The sequence below is a fragment of the Halorientalis sp. IM1011 genome (assembly GCF_001989615.1).
Classification (GTDB): Archaea; Halobacteriota; Halobacteria; order Halobacteriales; family Haloarculaceae; genus Halorientalis.
In genome coordinates, this window is the sequence record NZ_CP019067.1 from 2,453,511 (window position 1) to 2,472,439 (window position 18,929).

Below are 18,929 nucleotides of genomic sequence, written 5' to 3' on the forward strand. Positions count from 1 at the left end.
CCGGAACTGACGACCGGCAGGTATCAACATCTGTCCGACAGTAGTGAACTAGACCGGTTCGCCGAACGCGTACACCGTGTTGTGGCTCGTAATCTCCACGTCGACGGTGTCGCCGACGTCCAGCCCGCGCTCCTCTGCGTCGGCGATCACGACCTGCCGGTGGGCCTCGTCGTAACCCACCAGCGATTCGTCGGTCCCGTCCTCGGTGAGCAAGACCGAGCGTTCGGTGCCGACCATCTCCTCGTGGGCCTCTCCGACCAGCTCCATCTTCAGGTCCGTCAGCTCCTTCGAGCGGTCCTTCTTGGTCTGGCCGCCCAGTCCCTTCATGTCGGCGGCGTCGGTCCCCGGCCGCTTCGAGAACCGGGTGACGTTGATCTTCTCGGGCCGTGTCTCGCGCATGAGCGCCAGACTCTGCTCGTGGTCTTCGGGTTCCTCGGTGGGGAAGCCCGCGATGAAGTCCGTCGAGAGCGTCCAGTAGTCCAGATGCTCGTCGAAGGTCTCGACGACCTCGACGTACTCGCCGACGGCGTGCTGACGGCGCATGTCCGCGAGCACGTCGTCGCTGCCGGACTGGACGGGCGCGTGCAGGAAGTTGTAGAGCTCGTCGTTCTCGGCGAACACCCGGGCCAACTCCTCTCGGACGCCGTGGACGCCCTTCGGGTTGGCCATCCCGACGCGGACGCGGAATTCGCCGTCGATGTCACAGATCCGATCCAGCAGTTCGGGGAGCAGGCTCTCGCCCTGATTGATGTCCCAGCCGTAGACGCCGGTGTCCTGGCCGGTGATCCGGAGTTCCTTCGCGCCCGCGTGGACGAGCGCGCGTGCCTTCTCGACGTTCTCCTCGACCGACGGGCTGTCGATCCGACCGGTCGCCTGCTTGGTGATGCAATAGGAGCAGTCGCTCATACAGCCCCGGGCGATGGGGAGGATGCCGACGACGCCGTTCAGGACCGGGTCAGTCCCGTCGGTGACGGTCGGACACTCGCCGTTCAGGACGTGATCGGGCACCTCGTCCCAGTGGAGGATCTCTGCGTCGACGTCTTCCTCGCGGAACATATCGCCCTGTGCCAGTGCCATACAGCCTGTCACGACGAGGTCGCCGGGCGTCTCGGCGTCGAGTTCTTTGGCCCGCCGGAGCATGTTCTGCTCCGTCTTCTCTAAGACTGTGCAGGTGTTGAGGATCGCCACGTCCGCGGCTTCGGGGCCGTCGACGGGGTGGTGGCCCCCCTCGCGGAGCGCCTGCTCGATCTGCTGGGTCTCACCTCTGTTGGAGGTGCACCCGTACGTCTCGATGTGATAGCGGGCCATTCGCTACTCCACGCTCGGGGCTCGCCGAGCAAAAGCGCGACGGATCCTACTCGGTGGCCGCTCGCCACTCCTCGACGATGGCTACGCCGCTGCTGGCCCCGATCCGTTCGGCTCCGGCTTCGAACATCGCCTCGGCACGCTCCCAGGACCCGATCCCGCCGCTGGCCTTCACAGGTAAAAACTCGGCCAACAGTTCCACGTCCGCGACCGTCGCGCCGCCGTCGGCGAATCCGGTCGCGGTCTTGAGCATGTCCGCGTCGGCCTCGGCTGCGAGTTCGGCCGCTCGCCGTTTCTCCTGGTCGGTCAGAATAGGGGCTTCGACGATGACCTTCACGGGCAGGGGCGTGGCCGCGACGACCTCGGCGATCTCTTCTCGGTACTCCTCGTCCTCGTCGCCTCGCAGTCGGCCGGCGTTGGCCACGAGGTCGAGTTCGTCCGCGCCGTCCTCCCAGACGCGTTCGGCCTCCTCGACTTTGCTCGCCGGCGCGTGCTGGCCGTGGGGGAACCCGACGACGGTCGCGATCGTCGTCTCGGGTGCGTAACTCGCCGCCATGTCGACGTAACACGGCGGGATGCAGGCGTTCGTCCCGTACTCGATGGCCTCGTCGAGGACGGTCAGCACGTCGTCGCCCGTCGTCGCCGGTCCCAACACCGTGTGGTCGATCCGCCCGGGAACGTCCATACGATTCCGTCTCGGCCCGACGGTAAAAACCGACGTGGCCGACCGGAAGGCTTTCGGCCGCCGCGCGACCCCCCACCGACATGTTACTCCAGGTACTCCCCGAGGGACTTGTCGTCCCCGCCCTCCCGTATCTGTTCGGCCTGGCGGTCGCCGGTATCGCCGTGGGCGCGGTGCTTTCCATCCGGCGCCCGCCCGTCACGCAACGACTGGTCGTCGCCTTCACGCCGTGGATGACCGCCGGCGCGGCCGTTCACGTCCTCTACCAGCTACAACTGATACCGGGCGCACAGCCGTTGCCGCCCGTCATCGCGCCGCTTTTCGGTGCCCCGACGGTCTACGTGACGACTTTCCTCGTCGCCGGTGCGATATGGGCTGGACTCGCCGTCGCCGAGCGGGCGGTCCCCCCGACGCTCGCGGCGACCGGCGGTTTCGCGACGCTCGCCGGGGCCGCGCTGGTCTGGCGAACGGCCACGGTCCAGGGAACCTTCGAACCGGTGGTTCCGCTCGCGGCGCTTCTCGCGTCTGTCGTCGTCGCGGTCGCCACCTACGCGCTCCTCGACCGAACCCGGCCCACCGTCACCGCCCGGACCGGCACGCTGGGGGCGGTCACCGTGTTCGGGCACGCGCTGGACGGCGTCTCGACGGCCGTCGGCGTCGACCTGCTCGGGAGCGGCGAACGGAGTCCGATCCCCGCGGCGATCATGGAGTTCGCCGGCTCGCTGCCGACGGCGTCGGTGATCGGTAAAGGGTGGCTGTTCGTGCTCGTGAAACTCCTGATCGCGGCCGCCATCCTGGTGTTGTTCGCCGACTTCGTCGAGGAAGACCCCGCACAGGGCAACGCGGCGCTCGGCGTGGTCGCGGCCGTCGGTCTCGGGCCGGGCACGCACAACCTCCTGCTGTTCGCGGCCGCTGGAATGGTGTGAGCGGTGCTATGCGGTGAGGTTTCCGAAAGGGAACGAGAGTGAGGGTTGGTACCGGTCAGCCCCGTGGTGTTGGGTGAGGTCCGTCCGGTGAGGGTTCGGACGCGTGGTGTCTGCCTGGAGCGGCGTACTTCCACTTCCCCGCGCCCTCATCACATCCATGTTCACCCGAGAGTATAAAGGTTACTGCTCGTGAACCTTACTTCGTAAGCACGAAATTCGGGTTAACCGGGTATGAAGCCGTCCTCTAGACTCCCCAAGATTAATGCGTATGGGGGAAATATGGACGCCCATGCCCTCAGACTCCGGTTCCGAGGAGTATCCGCGGGCACCCGCCCAGAAGGCCCGGGACGAGAACATTCTGGGCGTCTTCGAGGCGACCGACGATCCGGTCCTGACGACCTCGGAGGTCGCGGAGGAACTTCCGATCGGGAAGCGGGCCACGCTGAACCGGCTGGAGGACCTCGTGGACCGGGACGAACTCGCCTCGAAGGACGTCGGCGTCGGCCGCGTCTGGTGGCGCGTGACACCCGAACCGGCCGACGTCGAAACGGAAGACGGCGTTCCCGACCCCGAACTGGACGTGGAACCCGAACCGTCACCTGCTGCACCCGCGCAACCGTCGGGCGCGCCCGCAGGGACCGCGGCCAGTTCGGACGCGGACGCCGAACCGCTGGAGACCGAGAGCCCGCGCTGGGCCTTCATCGGCAGTCTCGGCCGGCACTCCATTCTGGCCGGCATCTTCCTGTTCGGGCTCGTCGTCATCGAGGGAATCGTTCAGCCCCAGTCGTTGCTTCCGGTGTCGATGATCTCCCTGTCGCTGACGGCCCTCGTCTTCTTCCTGATCGGGTTCCCCGCCCGCGGGGCCTACCGGGCGAAGAAGTTCTTCGAGTCGACGGACATGTCGCTCGCGCAGTTCGTCGGGCCGGTAGGACGGTTACTGGGCCGGGACGACTCGAAGTCCTGACGCCGATTCCCCTGCCGTTTTGTGGGCGCTGCTCGAACGGCGCGTATGGCCAAACAACCACACCTGCTGGTCGAAGACGGCGCGCTGGCGGACGTGGCCCTCCTCCCGGGTGACCCCGGCCGCGTCGATCGCATCGCCGACGCCTGCGACGAGGCCACGACCGTCGCACAGAACCGCGAGTACAAGGTCGTCAACGCCACCTACGAGGGGCGGGACCTCACGATCTGTTCGACCGGGATCGGCTGTCCGTCGGCGGCCATCGCCGTCGAGGAACTCCACGCCGTCGGCGTCGAGACCGTGATCCGCGTCGGAACCACCGGCGCGCTCCAGTCCGACATCGAGATCGGCGACATGGTCGTCGCGACGGGCGCGGCCAAAGACGAGGGGACCACCGAGCGTTACGAGGAGGACACCATCCCTGCCGTGCCGGACTACGACGTCCTCTCGGCGCTCGTCGATGGGGCCGAAGCCAATGGTGAAGACGTACACGTGGGGCCGGTGGCCACGGACGACGCCTTCTACGCGGAGACGGACGAGTACGTCCGAGCCTGGGAGGCCGCCGGGTTGCTCGCCGTCGAGATGGAGGCGGCGGCGATCTTCTCGCTGGCCCGCCGGAAAGGGATGGCCGCCGGCGCGATCTGTACCGTCGACGGCAACCTGGTCGAGGGGACACAGAAAGGGGAGACCGACGCCGACGAACTCCCCGAGAAGGCCAAAAACAACGTCGAGCGTGCCATCCGAATCGCGCTCGACGCCGCGACGACACTGTAGCCGCGGGCGTCGGCGCGCGGTTTTTGTACCCTGATTTTGAAGATACGGTATGCGCGACCGGTTGCGTGAGCGGGTCGGGGCGGCGCGGGCGCGACTGGCCCGGTTCGAGCGCCGCGAACTGTGGACGATCCGGCGCTGGCTCGAGAACACCCGAAACCTGGTTCATCTGTCGGTGCTCGTGTTCGTTCCGCTACTTATCGCCGCCGTCACCTGGATCTCGAACGCCGTCTCGGTGCTTCCCTTCCTGCTCTTTCCGCCGCTGGCCTCGGGGACGTACATGCTCTTCGCCAGACCGGAGAGCGAGTACGCGTCGCCGACGCGGTTCGTCGGCGGGCTCACCGTCGGCGCGTTCTGTGGCTGGCTCGCGTACGTGCTCTCGACAGTTCTCTGGGCGCCTCCAGGCCGGTCGACCGTCGACCCTGGTGCCGCGGCGTTTTCGATTTTCCTGACGGGACTGGTGACCTGGTTGCTCTCCGTCGAAGAAGCCTCCGCCTACTCCAGTGCCCTGCTGATTCACGTCATCGACGTCAGTAGCGCCAACTCGATCACGCTCGACGTACTGGCAGGACTCTCGGTGACGCTCACGCCGCGGCTGGCCTACGTCGGGAGCGTGCTAGCCTCCTCGACGCTGGTCGCCGGCGTCTTCCTGCTATGGCGGGAGACGTTCTACGAGGAGCGGGCCCGCTACCTCTACCAGTCGACGAAAGGCGACGATCACGTGCTGGTGCCGATGCGGACCGACGACGCCGACGCGACCGCGATGCTGGCGGCGAACCTCGCCGCCGCTCACGAGGCGGGGAAGGTCGTCCTGCTGGACGTGGTCGACGACGAGGCGGTAGCCGCCGCGGAACGGGAACTGCTGGAGGGAACCTCGCAGGTCAGAACGGACGGCGGTCCCGCGAGCGACGCGAGCGACGGCGGCCTGCCCGACGACGGGGGTGACCTCGACGCGGAGACGCTCGACGAGATGGCCGAGAACCGCGTCGCCTCGAACGCCGCCGACCGCCTGGAACGGCAGGCCGCACGAATCGAGACGAAGGTGGGCGTTCCCTGTGAGGTGGTCGTCGCCTCGGCCGGCGGGTCGCCCGCGGCGACGGTGCTCTCGACCGCACACGCGACTAACTGCGACCTGATCGCGACGCCGTACGAACAGCGCCACGGCGGTCTCTCGCCGTTCGTCCGGTTGCTCTTTCGGGGGGACGTGGACGTACTCGTCCATCGCTCCTGTGACGGCCGGACCCGCTGGAACCGCGTGCTCGTCCCGGTCCGTCGTGCCGGGGACGTGGCCCACGCCATGATCGACTTCGCGCTCCGGCTGACGGGCCGGAGCGGCCACGTCGGCGTCGCCCACTGTCTGCACGGTGACGGCGACCGCCGACGGGCCGAGAACATGCTGGCGGATCTGGTTGCGCCGTTCGACGGTTCCTTCGAGACCCGGATCTCACGCATGTCCATCGAGGACTTCCTCGACGAAACCGCTCCGAACTACGAACTGGTGTTCATGGGGGCGAGCATGGATCGGAGCCGCGCCTCGCGGCTGGTCTCTCCGCCCACGTTCGAGCGGATTCGCGATCTGGACTGTGACGTGGCCATCGTCGACCGCAACCGGTGAGGTCAGTCGTCAGCGTCCACGTCGCCGCTCAACTGGCCGGCCAGCGACTCCACGTCGTCGTCGCCGAGCGCCGACTCGACGAGCAGGTGGCCGCCGATGACCATGGGGCTGATGACCGTGTCCGCGCCCGCACGCCTGAGCTTCTCGATGTTCTCGCGGTCGGTCGCTCCCGCGACCACCCGCACGTCGGCGTTGAGCGACTTCGCGGTGAGAATCGATAGCGCGTCGTTGGCGTCGTTGTTCGTCGCGGCGACGACCGCCCGGGCGTCCTCGATGCTCGCGCGGTGGAGCGGTTCCTCGTCGCTGGGATCGGCCGACAGCACTGCGATGTCGCGGGCGTTGAGCTGTGCGGCCGCGTCCTGATCCGGCGTGATGACGACGAACGGCGTCGAGCCGGAGAGTTCTTCGATGATCGGTTCCGTCAGGTCGCCGTAGCCGAGGACGATCACGTGGTCCTCGAGCAGTTCGAGCTGTCGTTCCGTCATGGTACCGAGTGCGTGGGCGAACCGCGCTTCGATGGCCGGGCCGAGCAGCGACCCCAGCGCGAGCGTGAAACTCGCCACGCCGAGGATCAACACGGAGATGGAGAAGAGGCGGGCCTTCTGTGTCTCGGGGATCGCATCGCCGTAGCCGACCGTGCTGGCGGTGACGATGGTGTAGTAGACCGCGTCGAGGATGGTGTCGACGTTCGCGAAGTCCCCGCGGAGTCGGTAGGTGCCTGCAGTTCCGTAAACCATCGTGCCAACGAGTGCGGCCGTCGCCGCGAGTTGCGTCGTCGAGAGGTCGATCGTCCGGTCGAACCGGTGGTAGTTGAGCAAGACGAACGGTAGCGAGAGCACGGAGAGAACGATCAACGGATAGGAGTACGGGCTCGACTGTGCCAGTCCCTGAATCGCAGTCACCGGGAGCAGGAAGACGGTGGTGTACCAGGCGACTCGGAGTCCACGCCGGAGCCCGAAGACGTTGGCCAGCATCAGAAAGCCGGTGAGTGCGCCGGTAAAGCCCACGGCCTGATCGACGCCCGGTGGAACGTACGCGTCGAGCGGCCCCGAGACGGGATCTGACACGCCGATGTACAGGATACCCGTCGCTACGGACAGGAGCGCGACGACCGTCACCAGCAACACCGTCACACGCGTCCCGAGCAACACGCGCCTCGACGCCATGCTCCCCCGTCGGGCGGGAGACCGGATAAAACCGCCGAACCGGGCAGTCGTCCCCGGCGGTACTGGTTAGTACGAGGCGGTCCCAGCGACCCCATGGCTTCGCTTCCGGTCGAGGTGCTGCTCGGTATCTATCTCGGCTTTCTCACCGGTATCATCCCCGCGCTGGTCGCGTGGACACTCGGCTTCGGCTTCAAGTACTTCACCGGCGTCTCGATCCCCGGGTTCGGTGTCGTCGTGCTGGCGGTCGCGCTGGCCGGCGTCAGCGGCGGACTGCTCGCGCTGGCCGATCCGACGGTCACCGAGGCGACCAACGCCCCGACGCTCGTGACCGCGATCCTCGTCGTGACCGCCCTCTCGTTGTACGCCCACGCGAAAGGCGACCAGCTCGGTGCGGACGCACCCCGGCGGCTCTCCCTGTCGAAACTCCGCGAGCGCACGCTCTCGCGGGACCTCGCCGACCGCGTCGGCGGCGGCCAGGTCCGGATCCGGGTCGTCGGCGACGTCTCGGACATGGAGGGGTACCCGCCGCTGTCCGACGACCTCCGGGCCGAGATCCGCGAGGCGGAGTACACCTTTCCCGCTGATCTGCGCGTCTCCGAACTCGAAGAACGCGTCGCCGAACGCCTCCGGACGGAGTTCGATCTGGGGGACGTGGCGGTGACCATCGACGAACGCGGCCGCGCGTCGGTCGCCGCCGCACCGCCGTTCTCGGGCCTCTCGAAGCGCGTCCCCGCGGGCAAACGCGCCGTCTCCGTGGACGCGCTGATTCCGACCGGGCTTGCCCGGGGTGACGAAGTGACCCTCATCACGACCGACGCGCAGGTTCGCGGGACGGTCGTGAGTGCGAAGACGGCGGATCCAGCGTCCGACAGGCGACTGACCGTGCCGACGACGCCCGACCCGGATCCCGACGGTGACGCCGAGGCCGACGAGGGGTCGACACCGCGGGCCGTCCGGGCACCGACGACGACGGGTGGCGAAGGGCGGCTCACGGCCGCGGTTACCCGAACGGACGCGGAGCCGCTGCTCCGGGCCGACCGGGCGCGGGTCGTCGTCGAAGCCCGGGGGACCCGACTCGAGTACGAACTCATCTCACTGCTCCGGCGCAGCGGCAAGCGGTTCCGCCGGTTCACCGTCGCCGCCGACAGCGACCTCGACGGCGTGGACCTCGGAACTGTCAACGCCCGGGAGACCTACGGCGTGGCGATCCTCGGGGTCAGGAAACCGACGGGCTGGCAACTGGCTCCACAGGGGACCACCGCGCTCGCGGGCGGCGACGAGGTGTTCGCGGTCGGGTCGCCCGACGAACTCGACGCGTTCGCGGGGGTGGTCGCTTGATGGCCCAGGCCGTCGCGCTGTTCGACGGACCGGTCGTCGCGATCGCCAGCCTCGTCGGACTGGCAGTGCTGGCCGGCGCGCTCTCTGGCACCGTCGCCCTGCTGTACCGGTGGTACGCCAACGAGCGCATCCAGCGCGGCCTCCCGGTGCTGGTCGGCCTCAGCGGCGTCTCGGTCTCCCTGAACGCGACGACGGCGCTCGGACAGGTCATCGCGGGAACGAACGACGCGCTCTCGCCCGAAACCGCCCTGTTCAACGTCGCCGCCTTTCTCGTCGCGGGACTCACCGCGGCCGGGGCCGTCGACGTGGGCGACCGCTTCGGCAACGACCTCTTCGCCGCCACCGGGGCCAGGAGCGTCGAGGGCGAGGTCAGCCGCGTCGTCGAGGCCGTCGGCCGCGTGATCGCGGTCGACCTCCCCGAGGAGATCGACGACATCGTCGGCTACGATCCCGTCGCCGACGAGACCAAAGACCAACTGGCCGGCCGGACCTTCCTCTTTCCCAAACGGCTGACCGTCGCGGAACTGGAAGACCGCCTGCGCACGCGGATCAAGGGTGATTTCGGCGTCGGGCACGTCGACGTCGACCTCGCCGCCGACGGGACCGTCGAGTACCTCGCCGTGGGTGCGCGGGTCGCGGGCATCGGCCCGACGCTCCCCCCCGAGACGGCCGCCGTCGCCGTCCGGGCGGATCCCGCCCTCGCAGCCAGTTCCGGCGACGTGGTGCAGGTGTGGCGACCCGACCCCTTCGAGCGGGTGACGACCGCCGAGATCCGGGGCGTAGCCGACGATATCGTGACGCTGGCCGTCGACGCAGCCGACACGCCACGGCTCGACACCGACACCGAGTACCGGCTGCTCACCCTCCCCGTCGAGTCTCGGACCGACAGGGAGTTCGCCTCGCTCCTCCGGGCCGCCGACGAGACCATGAGCGTCGTCGGAATCGAGGCCGACAGCCCGCTGGCGGGCCAGCCCGTCGGCTCCCTCGACGTGACCGTGATCGCCGTCCGCCTCGACTCCGGCGGTGTCGAGGCGCTCCCCGACCGCAGCCACGTTCTCGGGGCCGACGATGCGGTCTACGCCGTCGCCAAACCCGAACGCCTCCGCAGACTCGAAGCCGCCGCGTCGGGCGTCGACGCGACCACCTCGACGGCTGGCGCGGTCGACGCCGCCGACGACTGACAGGGGACACGAACGGGTGTGTGGAAGACGACTGAAGCAGAACGGCTTTTGCCGCCGCGTCCGGTCCTCCGGGTATGGAGTGGAAGTTGTTCGCCAATCTCAAAGAGGTCGTCGGCCAGTCGGAAGTCGAGGTCGACGTCCAGCCGGGCGCGACCTTCGGCGAGGCACTGGACGCACTGTTAGAGGCCCATCCCGAACTCGCCGAAGAAGTGCTGAACGACGACGGCGAGTTGCGCGACCACATCCGCGTCCTCCACAACGGGGACAACCCCTTCGTCTCCGCCGAGGGCCGGGACACCGAATTAGAGGCGGGCGACGAACTCGCGCTGTTCCCGCCGGTCAGCGGCGGGTGAGGCGGACCGCGAAGGCGACAGCGACGACGGCCAGAACGGCCAGTCCCGTGCCGAAGCCCGGACCGGTTCCCGTAGTGGTGGCCCGGGCTGTCCGGTCCGTTCGGGACTGCGGTGGCTCGGACGTCGAACGCTCTGTTGAACTCGACTCGGTCGTGGTCGTCGGAGTCGGCGTCACGCGGCGCTGGCCGACGTGCGGGTTCTCGACCCGCGCCACCCGCCTCACAGGCACGCCGTCGACGCGGAAGGGCCGGTCCGTCTCCGGGTCGTAGGTCTCGTTCCCGTAATCACGGACGGGCACGACGACGAGCCGCCGGGTCCTGAAATCCAGCTCGGACACGGGTATCGACGCGTGGTCGTCGTCCGAATCGACCCGCGTGTGTCCCAGCACCCGCCCGCCCAGCGGGTCGGACGCGTTGTACTCACGGACCACGAGATGCCCGCTCCGCGAGAGGTCCAGCGCCTTGACGACCACCGCCGAATCGTCGAGGTGTCCCCAGACTTCCCCGACGAACGCCGGTGACGGTTCGACGACGCCGACCGCCTCCGAGTACTCGTACCCGGGCAGGTCGGCGACGACCCGCGTGTTCGCCGGAACCGACGAGAGGTCGAAGGTCGCCGCGAACCGCCAGTCGGGGCCGACAGTGACAGTCCGCCGTCTGGGCGTCGGCTCACCGCTCACGTTCAGTTCGACGGTGACGTTCGTTCCGGGGAAGCCACTCGTCCGACCCGAGACGGTGGCGTTGTCCGTTCCGTTCAGGTGGAACGGCTCCTCGCCGTCGATACTGGCCATCTCGTCACCGATCGTGTAGTAGGTCGAGTCTTCGATCCTGTCCTCACCGTCGCCGACCCGGAGTTCGACGACACCCCCTCTGTACCTGAAGCCGGCGTACTCGAAGACCGCCCGCTTTGCGTCGAGGACGACGTAGATCGAGCGGTTTCGGGCGTCGACCACGTACTCGACCGCACCCGCGTCGTACGATGCGGACAGATCGACCTCGGGACTGCAGGTCCCGGTTCTGACGTCGAAGCTGACGTTCTCCGCCGAGGTGAGCCGGCGGTCGACGTGCCGGTCGATCGCCCGCTCGCTGGGTCCCTCGATGCCGTGGAGGACCCGGGTCGCCTCGCCAGCGAACCGCAACCGAAAGATGCGGACGCGGTCGTTCGCGACCATCGGATGGTCCCCACCGTCGCTTCGGGGTCTGACGACCCGATCGTCGTCCATCGCCGCCCGGATCCCGCCGAGGGTGGCCAACTCGCCGAACGTGTCGCTCTCTGCCGCGAACATGTCCACGGCGACCGACCCGTTCCCGGTGGCGTCGTCGTGCGGCGGGCCAGCGGGACAGGTCGTGCCGGCCGTCGCGCCCGCAGCGCCACCGACCGCGACGAGCGACAGCACCGCCAGCAGGACGATCCCGCCGAGCGCCACACCCAGAGGAGACGTGTCGTTCATACTACCGGATCCGCCAGCGCACTTGAATAGTTTGTGTCACGCTGACAGCTATCGGTCCGTCAGATCGGCTTCCAGTACGAAATCGGGTTCCTCGCCGAGTTCGACCCCGGCGTAGGCGGCGTCGCTGACCGCCCGCGGCGTTTCGGGGAGCAGCACCCGAGTCCTGTCCGCGCCGACCGCGGCGGCGTCCCGGGCGATCGCTGCGAACAGCACGCGAGCGGCCGGCACGTCAGTCCACGCGGCGACGCCGTACTCCGCGACCCGCTCGTCGCCGTCTCCGGGTTCGTAGTCGCGGGCGCGGTAGGCCGTTCCTACTGTCCCGTCGCTCCCGCTCTGCACCGCGAATACCGCTCCTTCGTCCGCGAACCGCCGGAGGTCCGCACGCGTCAGTTCCCGGACGGCCCACGATTCGTCGGGTGCCAGTGCCAGCCCGCGGAGCGTCCGGCATGCGTCGCTGCGCTGCCAGTAACTCCAGGCCGCGTCCGCGTGGCCGGTGACGGTATGGGTCGTATCACTCGCAACTTCGGCGTCGGCATCGGGTTCGGGGTGGACCCACCGGAACTCGGTGACGGGCTCGAAGCCGATACCGCGGGAGGTCCCGAGTCCCTGGACGTTCCACGAAAAGACGAGGTTGCGACAGACGGTCGCACCGCGCTCGGCCGCCCAGTCGAAGACGGCCTCGGTCAGTCGGTGCGCGAGCCCCAGCCCGCGTGCGTCGGGTGCGACACGCATCCCCTGCGCCCAGGCCTCGTGGTCCGAGAGGCAGACGCCCTGGCAGACACCCATGGGATCGCCGTCGACCGTCGCCACGAACGTCCGTTGCTCGGGGCCGTCGCTCGCGACCCACTCGGGGAACACGCGCGGAATGTAGTCGCTCACCTCGCGGTCCGGCCAGGGGTCGTCGGTAAAGTCGACGACCGCGTCGTGATCGTCGGCGCGGGCCTGCCGGACGCGGAGGTCGGGCATCTCAGGTCCAGGGCCGTGACTGGCTCTGGATCTCGCCGGCCAGCGGCTCGCGCATGGCCCGCGTCGGGTCGTCGGCGTTCGCCAGCACCCACATCAGTTTCACCTTCGCGGTGCCGGGCAGGAGGTCCTCGCCCTCGATCACGCCGGCGTCCAGCAGGTCCCGGCCGGTGTCGTACACCCGGTCACAGACCCGCCCTTCCAGACACTGGCTGGTCATCACGACCGTCGTGCCAGCGTCGGTCAGATCCTCGACGGTCTCGATCCAGTCGGTGTTGACGTGGCCCAGTCCCGTGCCCTCGATGACGACGCCCTCCGAACGGTCGGCCGCGGCGTCGAGCATCGCGGGATCGGTGCCGGGCGTGAACTTCACGAGGCTCACGTCGGTTTCGAGGTCCTCGCGGAGTGCGAGGTCGGTCTCGCCGCGCTCGGCGTACTCCCGGCGGAACTGGACTTCTTCGCTGTCATAATCGACCTCGCCCAGCGGCTTCGCGCCGACGGTCTCGAAGGCGTCCCGGCGGGAGGTGTGGTTCTTCCGGACGCGGGTGCCCCGATGGAGCGCGCACCGCTCGTCGGCCTCGTCGGCGTGCATACAGACGAGCACCTCCGAACAGTCGGATTTGGCCGCCTCGACTGCACAGACGGCGTTCATCACGTTGTCCGAGGAGGGCCGATCCGCCGAACGCTGGCTACCCGTAAAGACGATGGGGACGGGCGTGTCGAGCATGAACGCGAGCGCGGCGGCGGTGAACTGCATCGTGTCGGTGCCGTGCATGACGACGACGCCGTCCGCGCCGGCCTCGATCTCCTCTCTCACGGCGTGGGCCAGATCCTGCCACACGTCGGGCGTCATGTTCTCGCTGAGGATGTTCGCGACGACCCGGCCCCGGTAGTTGGCGCGGCCGGCCAGGTCCGGCACGGCCCGCAACACGTCCTCGGCGTCGAACTGGGCGGTCACCGCGCCCGTCCGGTAGTCGACCGTCGAGGCGATGGTGCCGCCGGTCGAAATCAACGAGATGGTCGGCAGGTCGTCGTCGAACTCGATGGCCGACTCCCCCGCGGCGTCCTGTGCGCTCTCGACGTCGTAGGTGTCGGCTTCGAGCACGTCGACCGACGCGTCGCCGCGGTCGATGCCCACGTTGTACCCGCTCTCGAGTTTGACGACGAGGTTCTCCTCCGTCGTCGAGGGCAACAATACGCCCTCGTACGTCTGGTCCGCGCGCTCGACGCGGACCCTGTCCCCTGGGTTCATACTCGGGCGTACCGCGTGCCCGGACTTGAAACCATCCTTCCGACCGTCCGCGCGGGAAAAGACTCACGTCGCCACGCCCGGATCGTTTCGTATGGCCGAACGTTCCGATCAGCGGACCCGCACGGCCGACGACGTCGAGGAGTCGCTGGCAGACGAGACGCTCCTCGACGACTCAGCGGTCGAGACGGGTTCCGAGTCGTCCGCGCCGTCCGAGACAGGCGGACGGGGAATCACGGACCGGCTCCGCGCCGCCGTTCGTGCGCCGTTCGGTGCCGCCGCGACGCGCCTGACCGCGCCCGTCGAGGGACTGTTCTCGATCCGGGCGTTTCTGCTTCTGGTCGTCACCAGTGTCGCCGGCATGCTGGGGGCGGGTCTGGTCCTCCCCTTCGGTTCGATCGCCGGGTTGCTCGGCATCGCGGCGGTGGCGTTCGGTGCCGGTCTCCTCGACGACCGGCGACGGTACGTCGAGACCGGGGCGGCCGGCGCGCTCGCGTCCGGGATCAGCTGGCTGCTCGGAAATCTGGTCCTGACGGCGGTCGGACCCGGCGTCCCGCTCGTCGCCGTCGGAGTCGGGTTCGGTGTGATCGCGGCGCTTCTGGGGCATTACTTCGGCCGGGATCTCCGCGCCGGCTTGACCCGCGAAATCTAATCGGTGAGCTGCCACTCCTCGCCGTCGCGAGCCAGGATACCGCTCGCTTCGAGTTCGTTCAGCGCCTCCCGGACGACCGGCTGGGGCGCGTCGACGGCCGCGGCGATCTCGTCGGTGGTGGCCGCCCCCTCCGCCAGCGCACTCAATACGTCGGCGTAGAGTCGCGTGTCCTCCACGTCCAGTCGCTCGCCCAGTTGCTCCATGACGGCCGCGAGCCGACCCTGGACCCACCGCTGGGCCATCGACAGCTCGTTTTCGAGTTGATCGAGCCGCGTGAGCTCCGACGCGATGTCGCTCAGGTCGGCGGGGTCGCGCGTGCTCACGTCGATCTTCAGGTGGCGACAGCTGGCGGTCACGTCCAGGCTCTGGCTCGCCGGATAGGCGCTTTTCGCGCCGAAGCCGTACGGCGAGACGCTGACCTCCAGCCGGAGGTTCTGGGAGATGAAGTAGTACTTCCGGCGCTGGTCGTCGGTACGGCTCTCGACGAGGTTCGCCTCCTCGAGCTTTCGGAGGTGGTCGATGACGGCTTTCGGACTCACGCCGAGGTACTCGCTGATCTCGGTCACGTAACAGGGCTTTCGGGCGAGCAGTCGCAGGATCCGTCTGCGGTTCTCGTTTCCCAGGAGATCGAGTAGCTCGGCCGAATCCATTTACCGGACGTAAGCGATGACCAGTGATAAGGCTAACTGGCCACGGTCGGTTCAGCGGCCGGGCGGTCCGTCACCCGATCCGCCACCGCTGGAGCCTGATGGTCCGCCGCTCAGGCCGTCGTCCGAGTCGTCCGCGTCAGTGCTGTTATCGGTGTCCGCTGGATCGCTGGGGTCGGACGGGTTGTTGGGGGCGGCTGGACCGCGGGGACCGGGCGGGTCGTCCGCGTCGGGTAGCGGGCCCTGCCGCTGGTCGTTCGTCACGTTCTCCGACGGACCTGTCTCACCCTGACCGGGTCCCCCCGGCCTCCTGTCGCCCGGCGGGCCCCGTCGGTCGTCATTCGTTACGTTCGTCGACGGACCTACGTCACCCGGGGGGCCGGCGTTACCTGGTCCCCGTTCCCCGGGTGGGCCGGCGTGGTCCGGCGGTCCGACCCCGAGTTCCCGCGCGACCGCGGCGACTTCCTGTCCGCTCATGTTCTGCGTCCGGTCCCGGAGTGAGTCGAGTCGGGAGGTGTTCACGCCCACGGCGCGGGCACGGTCGCTGGTCTCGTTGATCGCCTCGTCGAGCCCGTTCAGTTCCGCGGTAAGTCGACTCGCCTGTGCTCTGTAGGCCACCGCCGGGATCGTATCGTTCTCGTACTTCGACTGGAGGCGACTCATCCGCTCGCGCAACCGTTCGCTCCGGCGCTCCAGCCGGTCGATCCGGGACTCGACGACGGCCGGTCGCTCGTCGCCGGCCGACCGGTTGTACTCGGCGGCCCACATCCCCGCCTCGACGGAGCTCTCGGTTTCCGCGCTATTCGACTGCATGAACGAGGAGATTTGCGCTCCGAGGCTCACCTCACTGGTCGCCGTCTCGTTGCTGTCGTTCGCCTGAACCGCCGACATTCCGTCGCTCGCCGGGGTGGTGCCGTCGACGGCTCCCAGCACTGGCACCGCGACGAGTCCGACGGCGGCCGCGACGAGGACCACGGCCAGCAGCGTCCCACGAGTTTTCATTCTGTGTGAACGTACGCCGCTATCGCACAAAAAAGCGCAGATCCGTTCTCACTGTTCACCCGCCACCGCTCACCGATCCAGATAGTCCAATAGCGTTCACGCGCCACGCTCCGTCGACGATTCGGAATCACAGTCATCCGCTATCGATCGGGGCTGACGGCGCCGTCGGACCCGCCCCGACCGTCGCCACAGGTACTTCCCGCGACGACCGGAACTCGATGAAAGCGCGACGATATAAGGGTGCCGGGCAAGGTTTTTCTACGCTGGTGTGATATGTGGCACCGTATAGCATGTTCGAACGGTTTTCGAGCGGGTACTACCTCGGCCGGCTCTACGTGACGCCGGGCGAGGGTGAGACCGCAGCCATCAGTCGTGAACAACACGAGCAGGTCAACGAGCAGCTCTACGCCGACGGCGAGGGCGTCGAGCGGCTCGACCGACCGCTGGTGATGAAAGTGGACGAGCGACACTTCCCCGTGACGGGCGCGGAGGGCGTCCCACAGGATACACTCGCCGTGCCTCAGTCGGTGCTCGACGACACGCGCGTCAGCAATCCTCCGACGCTGCGGGAGGTCCTGCTGGCCAAGGCCGACCGGGCCGAGCAACTCCTGGCGATGGCTGCCGGGACAGTCGCCGTCGACGACCGCGACGACGTCCCGGGCGGCCCCGCAATTTAAGCCCCCTCCACTGCCCTGTCCGGTGATGCTCGACGAGCTGCTGGGGCGGGCCGACCTCAAAGACCGAATCGAGGAACTCGAAGAGGAGAAGCGCCACCTCGAACGACAGCTCGAAGCCGAACAGGAACGCCGCGCGGACGCCGCCAGCGACCGGCAGGAGGCCGAAGAGCGGGCCAACCGCCTCGAAGACCGGATCGCCGATCTCGAGGGGACAGTCGAGCGCCTCGAAGGCGAGGAGGGGTCGCTGGACTACCGCCGCCGCGAACGGCTCCGGGGCGAGCGACTGGACGCCGTCCTGGACCGTCTCGAATCCGTCGAGACCGGTCCCGAGGGCGCGCTCACGTCCTACGTCGACGACGAGACGCCCGGCGCGGTGCGGGACGCCTTCGGCGAGCGGGCCACGCTGGTCGCCGAGGCCGCACCCTGCCTCGCTGTGACCGACGACGCGGGACTCGTGAGTGCTGCCCTCTCCGTGCCCGCACCCCCGGACCCGTTCGCCGAGTGGGGCGAGGGCTTCCGGATCGACCGGTCGTGGTTCGAGCCCACCGGGGGGTTCACCCTCGCGCTGGTCCGGTCGGATCTGTTCGCCATGGGCGAGTACGACGGCCGCGAGCGGACCGCCTTCCACGGGTTCGACTCCGAACTGAAGAGCCAACACTCCAAGGGCGGATTCTCGCAAGCCCGGTTCGAGCGCCTGCGCGACGAACAGATCGACTCTCACGTCGACCGCTGTCTGGAGGCGCTCGACGAGCGGACGACCGACCCGCTGTACGTCGTCGGCGAACGCACAGTTTTGTCGGGGTTCTCCGAGGTTGCGGACGTGACCGCGACCGTCGACGCCACCGGTAACCCCGAACCGGCACTCGAGGACGCCTTCCGGGACTTCTGGACGGTCCGACTGCGGACTATCTGAGCCGCGCCCCGACCAGTGTGGCGCTCGCGAGGACGATGGCGACGAGCGCGACGACCGGCGTGAACCCGGGACCGAGCGCGTTGCTCTCCGTGGTCGCCGCAGTCGTCGGTCCGGTCGTCGTCGACTCCGCCGTCGTTCCGGCCGCTCGCGTCGATTCATCGGGCGTATCGTCGCCCCTCTCGTCCGTCGATCCGTCGTTCGTCCCGTTCGGGGCGGCGGTGGCGTTCTCAGCGGCCGACAGCGCTGTCTGCTCGACCGATTCGGGGAGGTCGGTGACCGTCAGCGCGACGGGGAGCGCACCCGTCCGGAGGACCCTGGACAGGCGTTCGGCGACGCTCATGTTCTCGGCCGTCATGACGAACGAGGGATCGGCGGCGAACTCCCCTTCGTTCATCGTCTGGGCGAGGTCCGATCCCATCGACGCCGCGTACCGGACCTCCCCGTCGTCGACGGTGAACAGGCAGTACCCGCTCGCATTGTGGGGATCCCGGTCGGCGTCGGGCGGACAGCTTCCGATCCCGTCCTCGGTGAACCCGGTCTCCTGGAGTCGCTGGGAGTAGTTCCGGGCCGCGCCTTCCTCGATCGTAGCGGGAACCTGGGGCTGTCGGACACCCCCGCTCCCCGCGCGCGCCGGCCCGACGTTCGTGAAGTCGTCGTTCGTCAGGAGCGTCTCCTCGCGGTAGACTGTCGATCCGTTCCCCTGAACGGGGTAGCGGGCGACGATCTCGATCCGGCCGCGGTCACGGAGAAGCGGAACGACCGTGTCTCGGTCCGCATCCGTGACGACGGCGACGTACCACGTCTCGTTCGCCGTCACCGTCTCGACGTGACCGTCGATCGCTGCCTCGTCCAGTCGCGCTTCGAGGACGGCGACCACGGTTTCGGCCGTCCCGTCGGAAACGTTGGTACCGATTTCGGCACCGACGACCGTCTCGTTGCCGTTCGCTTCCGTCTGTGCTCCGGCCGCTGGGGCGGCGAGGAGTGCGAGCGTGAACGCACTCGCCACCAGGAGGGCTGCTGTCGGGCGGCGCATACTCGAACCTGATCCTGTACTAACACAAAAAACTACGGTGTCGCC

General features: G+C 68.5%; 19 protein-coding genes. 10 read left to right on the forward strand and 9 right to left on the reverse strand.

Annotated elements, in window-relative coordinates:
• Positions 1 to 48 precede the first annotated feature (48 nt).
• Positions 49 to 1,308: a tRNA (N(6)-L-threonylcarbamoyladenosine(37)-C(2))-methylthiotransferase gene (locus BV210_RS12575; RefSeq protein ID WP_077206976.1), complete on the reverse strand. Its 1,260-nt coding sequence runs from the start codon at positions 1,306 to 1,308 to the stop codon at positions 49 to 51.
• A 46-nt stretch (positions 1,309 to 1,354) separates the two neighbouring features.
• Complete coding sequence (deoC, locus tag BV210_RS12580) at positions 1,355 to 1,990, reverse strand: deoxyribose-phosphate aldolase (RefSeq protein WP_077206977.1); 636 nt, start codon at positions 1,988 to 1,990, stop codon at positions 1,355 to 1,357.
• Positions 1,991 to 2,070: 80 nt separating this feature from the next.
• Here deoC and BV210_RS12585 point away from each other — a divergent pair, with 80 nt between their 5' ends.
• The 4 genes from BV210_RS12585 to BV210_RS12600 all read left to right on the forward strand — a co-directional run bounded on the left by BV210_RS12585 (position 2,071) and on the right by BV210_RS12600 (position 6,260).
• Positions 2,071 to 2,913, forward strand: a complete 843-nt coding sequence (locus BV210_RS12585; protein ID WP_077206978.1) for a DUF63 family protein — start codon at positions 2,071 to 2,073, stop codon at positions 2,911 to 2,913.
• A gap of 289 nt (positions 2,914 to 3,202) precedes the next feature.
• A complete protein-coding gene (locus BV210_RS20480; protein ID WP_077206979.1) occupies positions 3,203 to 3,877 on the forward strand; it encodes a hypothetical protein in 675 nt (224 codons plus the stop codon).
• Positions 3,878 to 3,922: 45 nt separating this feature from the next.
• On the forward strand, positions 3,923 to 4,648 hold the full coding sequence (locus tag BV210_RS12595; RefSeq protein ID WP_077206980.1) for a nucleoside phosphorylase: 726 nt from the start codon (positions 3,923 to 3,925) through the stop codon (positions 4,646 to 4,648).
• 49 nt (positions 4,649 to 4,697) lie between these two features.
• The gene (locus tag BV210_RS12600; RefSeq protein ID WP_077206981.1) at positions 4,698 to 6,260 is read left to right on the forward strand and encodes an HPP family protein; all 1,563 of its coding nucleotides are present in this window, start codon (positions 4,698 to 4,700) and stop codon (positions 6,258 to 6,260) included.
• A gap of 2 nt (positions 6,261 to 6,262) precedes the next feature.
• Here BV210_RS12600 and BV210_RS12605 read toward each other — a convergent pair whose 3' ends face one another.
• Positions 6,263 to 7,426 (reverse strand): NAD-binding protein, encoded by a 1,164-nt coding sequence (locus BV210_RS12605; RefSeq protein ID WP_077206982.1) that lies wholly within the window; start codon positions 7,424 to 7,426, stop codon positions 6,263 to 6,265.
• A gap of 93 nt (positions 7,427 to 7,519) precedes the next feature.
• Between BV210_RS12605 and BV210_RS12610 the strand changes: the two genes are divergently transcribed.
• The 3 genes from BV210_RS12610 (at position 7,520) to BV210_RS12620 (ending at position 10,298) form a co-directional block, all read left to right on the forward strand.
• Complete coding sequence (locus BV210_RS12610; protein ID WP_077206983.1) at positions 7,520 to 8,764, forward strand: potassium channel family protein; 1,245 nt, start codon at positions 7,520 to 7,522, stop codon at positions 8,762 to 8,764.
• Positions 8,764 to 9,945, forward strand: coding sequence for a TrkA C-terminal domain-containing protein (locus tag BV210_RS12615; protein WP_077206984.1), 1,182 nt, complete (start codon positions 8,764 to 8,766; stop codon positions 9,943 to 9,945). The genes BV210_RS12610 and BV210_RS12615 overlap by 1 nt, the downstream gene beginning before the upstream one ends.
• A gap of 74 nt (positions 9,946 to 10,019) precedes the next feature.
• Positions 10,020 to 10,298 carry a ubiquitin-like small modifier protein 1 gene (locus tag BV210_RS12620; protein WP_077206985.1) on the forward strand — a complete coding sequence of 93 codons (279 nt, stop codon included), beginning with the start codon at positions 10,020 to 10,022 and terminating at the stop codon, positions 10,296 to 10,298.
• Here BV210_RS12620 and BV210_RS12625 read toward each other — a convergent pair.
• Genes BV210_RS12625 through gatD form a run of 3 tightly spaced genes read right to left on the reverse strand, consistent with a single transcriptional unit; the run spans position 10,285 to position 13,963 of the window.
• Positions 10,285 to 11,748, reverse strand: coding sequence for a BGTF surface domain-containing protein (locus tag BV210_RS12625; RefSeq protein WP_077206986.1), 1,464 nt, complete (start codon positions 11,746 to 11,748; stop codon positions 10,285 to 10,287). The genes BV210_RS12620 and BV210_RS12625 overlap by 14 nt on opposite strands.
• A gap of 48 nt (positions 11,749 to 11,796) precedes the next feature.
• Positions 11,797 to 12,714: a GNAT family N-acetyltransferase gene (locus BV210_RS12630; protein WP_077206987.1), complete on the reverse strand. Its 918-nt coding sequence runs from the start codon at positions 12,712 to 12,714 to the stop codon at positions 11,797 to 11,799.
• Position 12,715: 1 nt separating this feature from the next.
• A complete protein-coding gene (gene gatD, locus BV210_RS12635; RefSeq protein ID WP_077206988.1) occupies positions 12,716 to 13,963 on the reverse strand; it encodes a Glu-tRNA(Gln) amidotransferase subunit GatD in 1,248 nt (415 codons plus the stop codon).
• Positions 13,964 to 14,054: 91 nt separating this feature from the next.
• On the opposite strand from gatD, the gene BV210_RS12640 reads away from it, so the two are divergent.
• The gene (locus BV210_RS12640) at positions 14,055 to 14,612 is read left to right on the forward strand and encodes a hypothetical protein (protein WP_077206989.1); all 558 of its coding nucleotides are present in this window, start codon (positions 14,055 to 14,057) and stop codon (positions 14,610 to 14,612) included.
• Here BV210_RS12640 and BV210_RS12645 read toward each other — a convergent pair.
• Together BV210_RS12645 and BV210_RS12650 are read right to left on the reverse strand one after the other, a co-directional pair.
• Positions 14,609 to 15,262 carry a metalloregulator ArsR/SmtB family transcription factor gene (locus BV210_RS12645; RefSeq protein WP_077206990.1) on the reverse strand — a complete coding sequence of 218 codons (654 nt, stop codon included), beginning with the start codon at positions 15,260 to 15,262 and terminating at the stop codon, positions 14,609 to 14,611. The two genes, BV210_RS12640 and BV210_RS12645, sit on opposite strands and share 4 nt — an antisense overlap.
• Positions 15,263 to 15,313: 51 nt before the next feature.
• Entirely contained in the window at positions 15,314 to 16,261 is a 948-nt protein-coding gene (locus BV210_RS12650; protein WP_077206991.1) for a hypothetical protein, read from the reverse strand.
• A 290-nt stretch (positions 16,262 to 16,551) separates the two neighbouring features.
• On the opposite strand from BV210_RS12650, the gene BV210_RS12655 reads away from it, so the two are divergent.
• Together BV210_RS12655 and BV210_RS12660 are read left to right on the forward strand one after the other, a co-directional pair.
• Complete coding sequence (locus BV210_RS12655; protein ID WP_077206992.1) at positions 16,552 to 16,938, forward strand: DUF5802 family protein; 387 nt, start codon at positions 16,552 to 16,554, stop codon at positions 16,936 to 16,938.
• A 25-nt stretch (positions 16,939 to 16,963) separates the two neighbouring features.
• A complete protein-coding gene (locus tag BV210_RS12660; RefSeq protein WP_077206993.1) occupies positions 16,964 to 17,851 on the forward strand; it encodes a Vms1/Ankzf1 family peptidyl-tRNA hydrolase in 888 nt (295 codons plus the stop codon).
• Here the strand turns inward: BV210_RS12660 and BV210_RS12665 are convergent.
• Positions 17,844 to 18,884 carry a hypothetical protein gene (locus BV210_RS12665; protein WP_077206994.1) on the reverse strand — a complete coding sequence of 347 codons (1,041 nt, stop codon included), beginning with the start codon at positions 18,882 to 18,884 and terminating at the stop codon, positions 17,844 to 17,846. The two genes, BV210_RS12660 and BV210_RS12665, sit on opposite strands and share 8 nt — an antisense overlap.
• Positions 18,885 to 18,929: the final 45 nt, after the last annotated feature.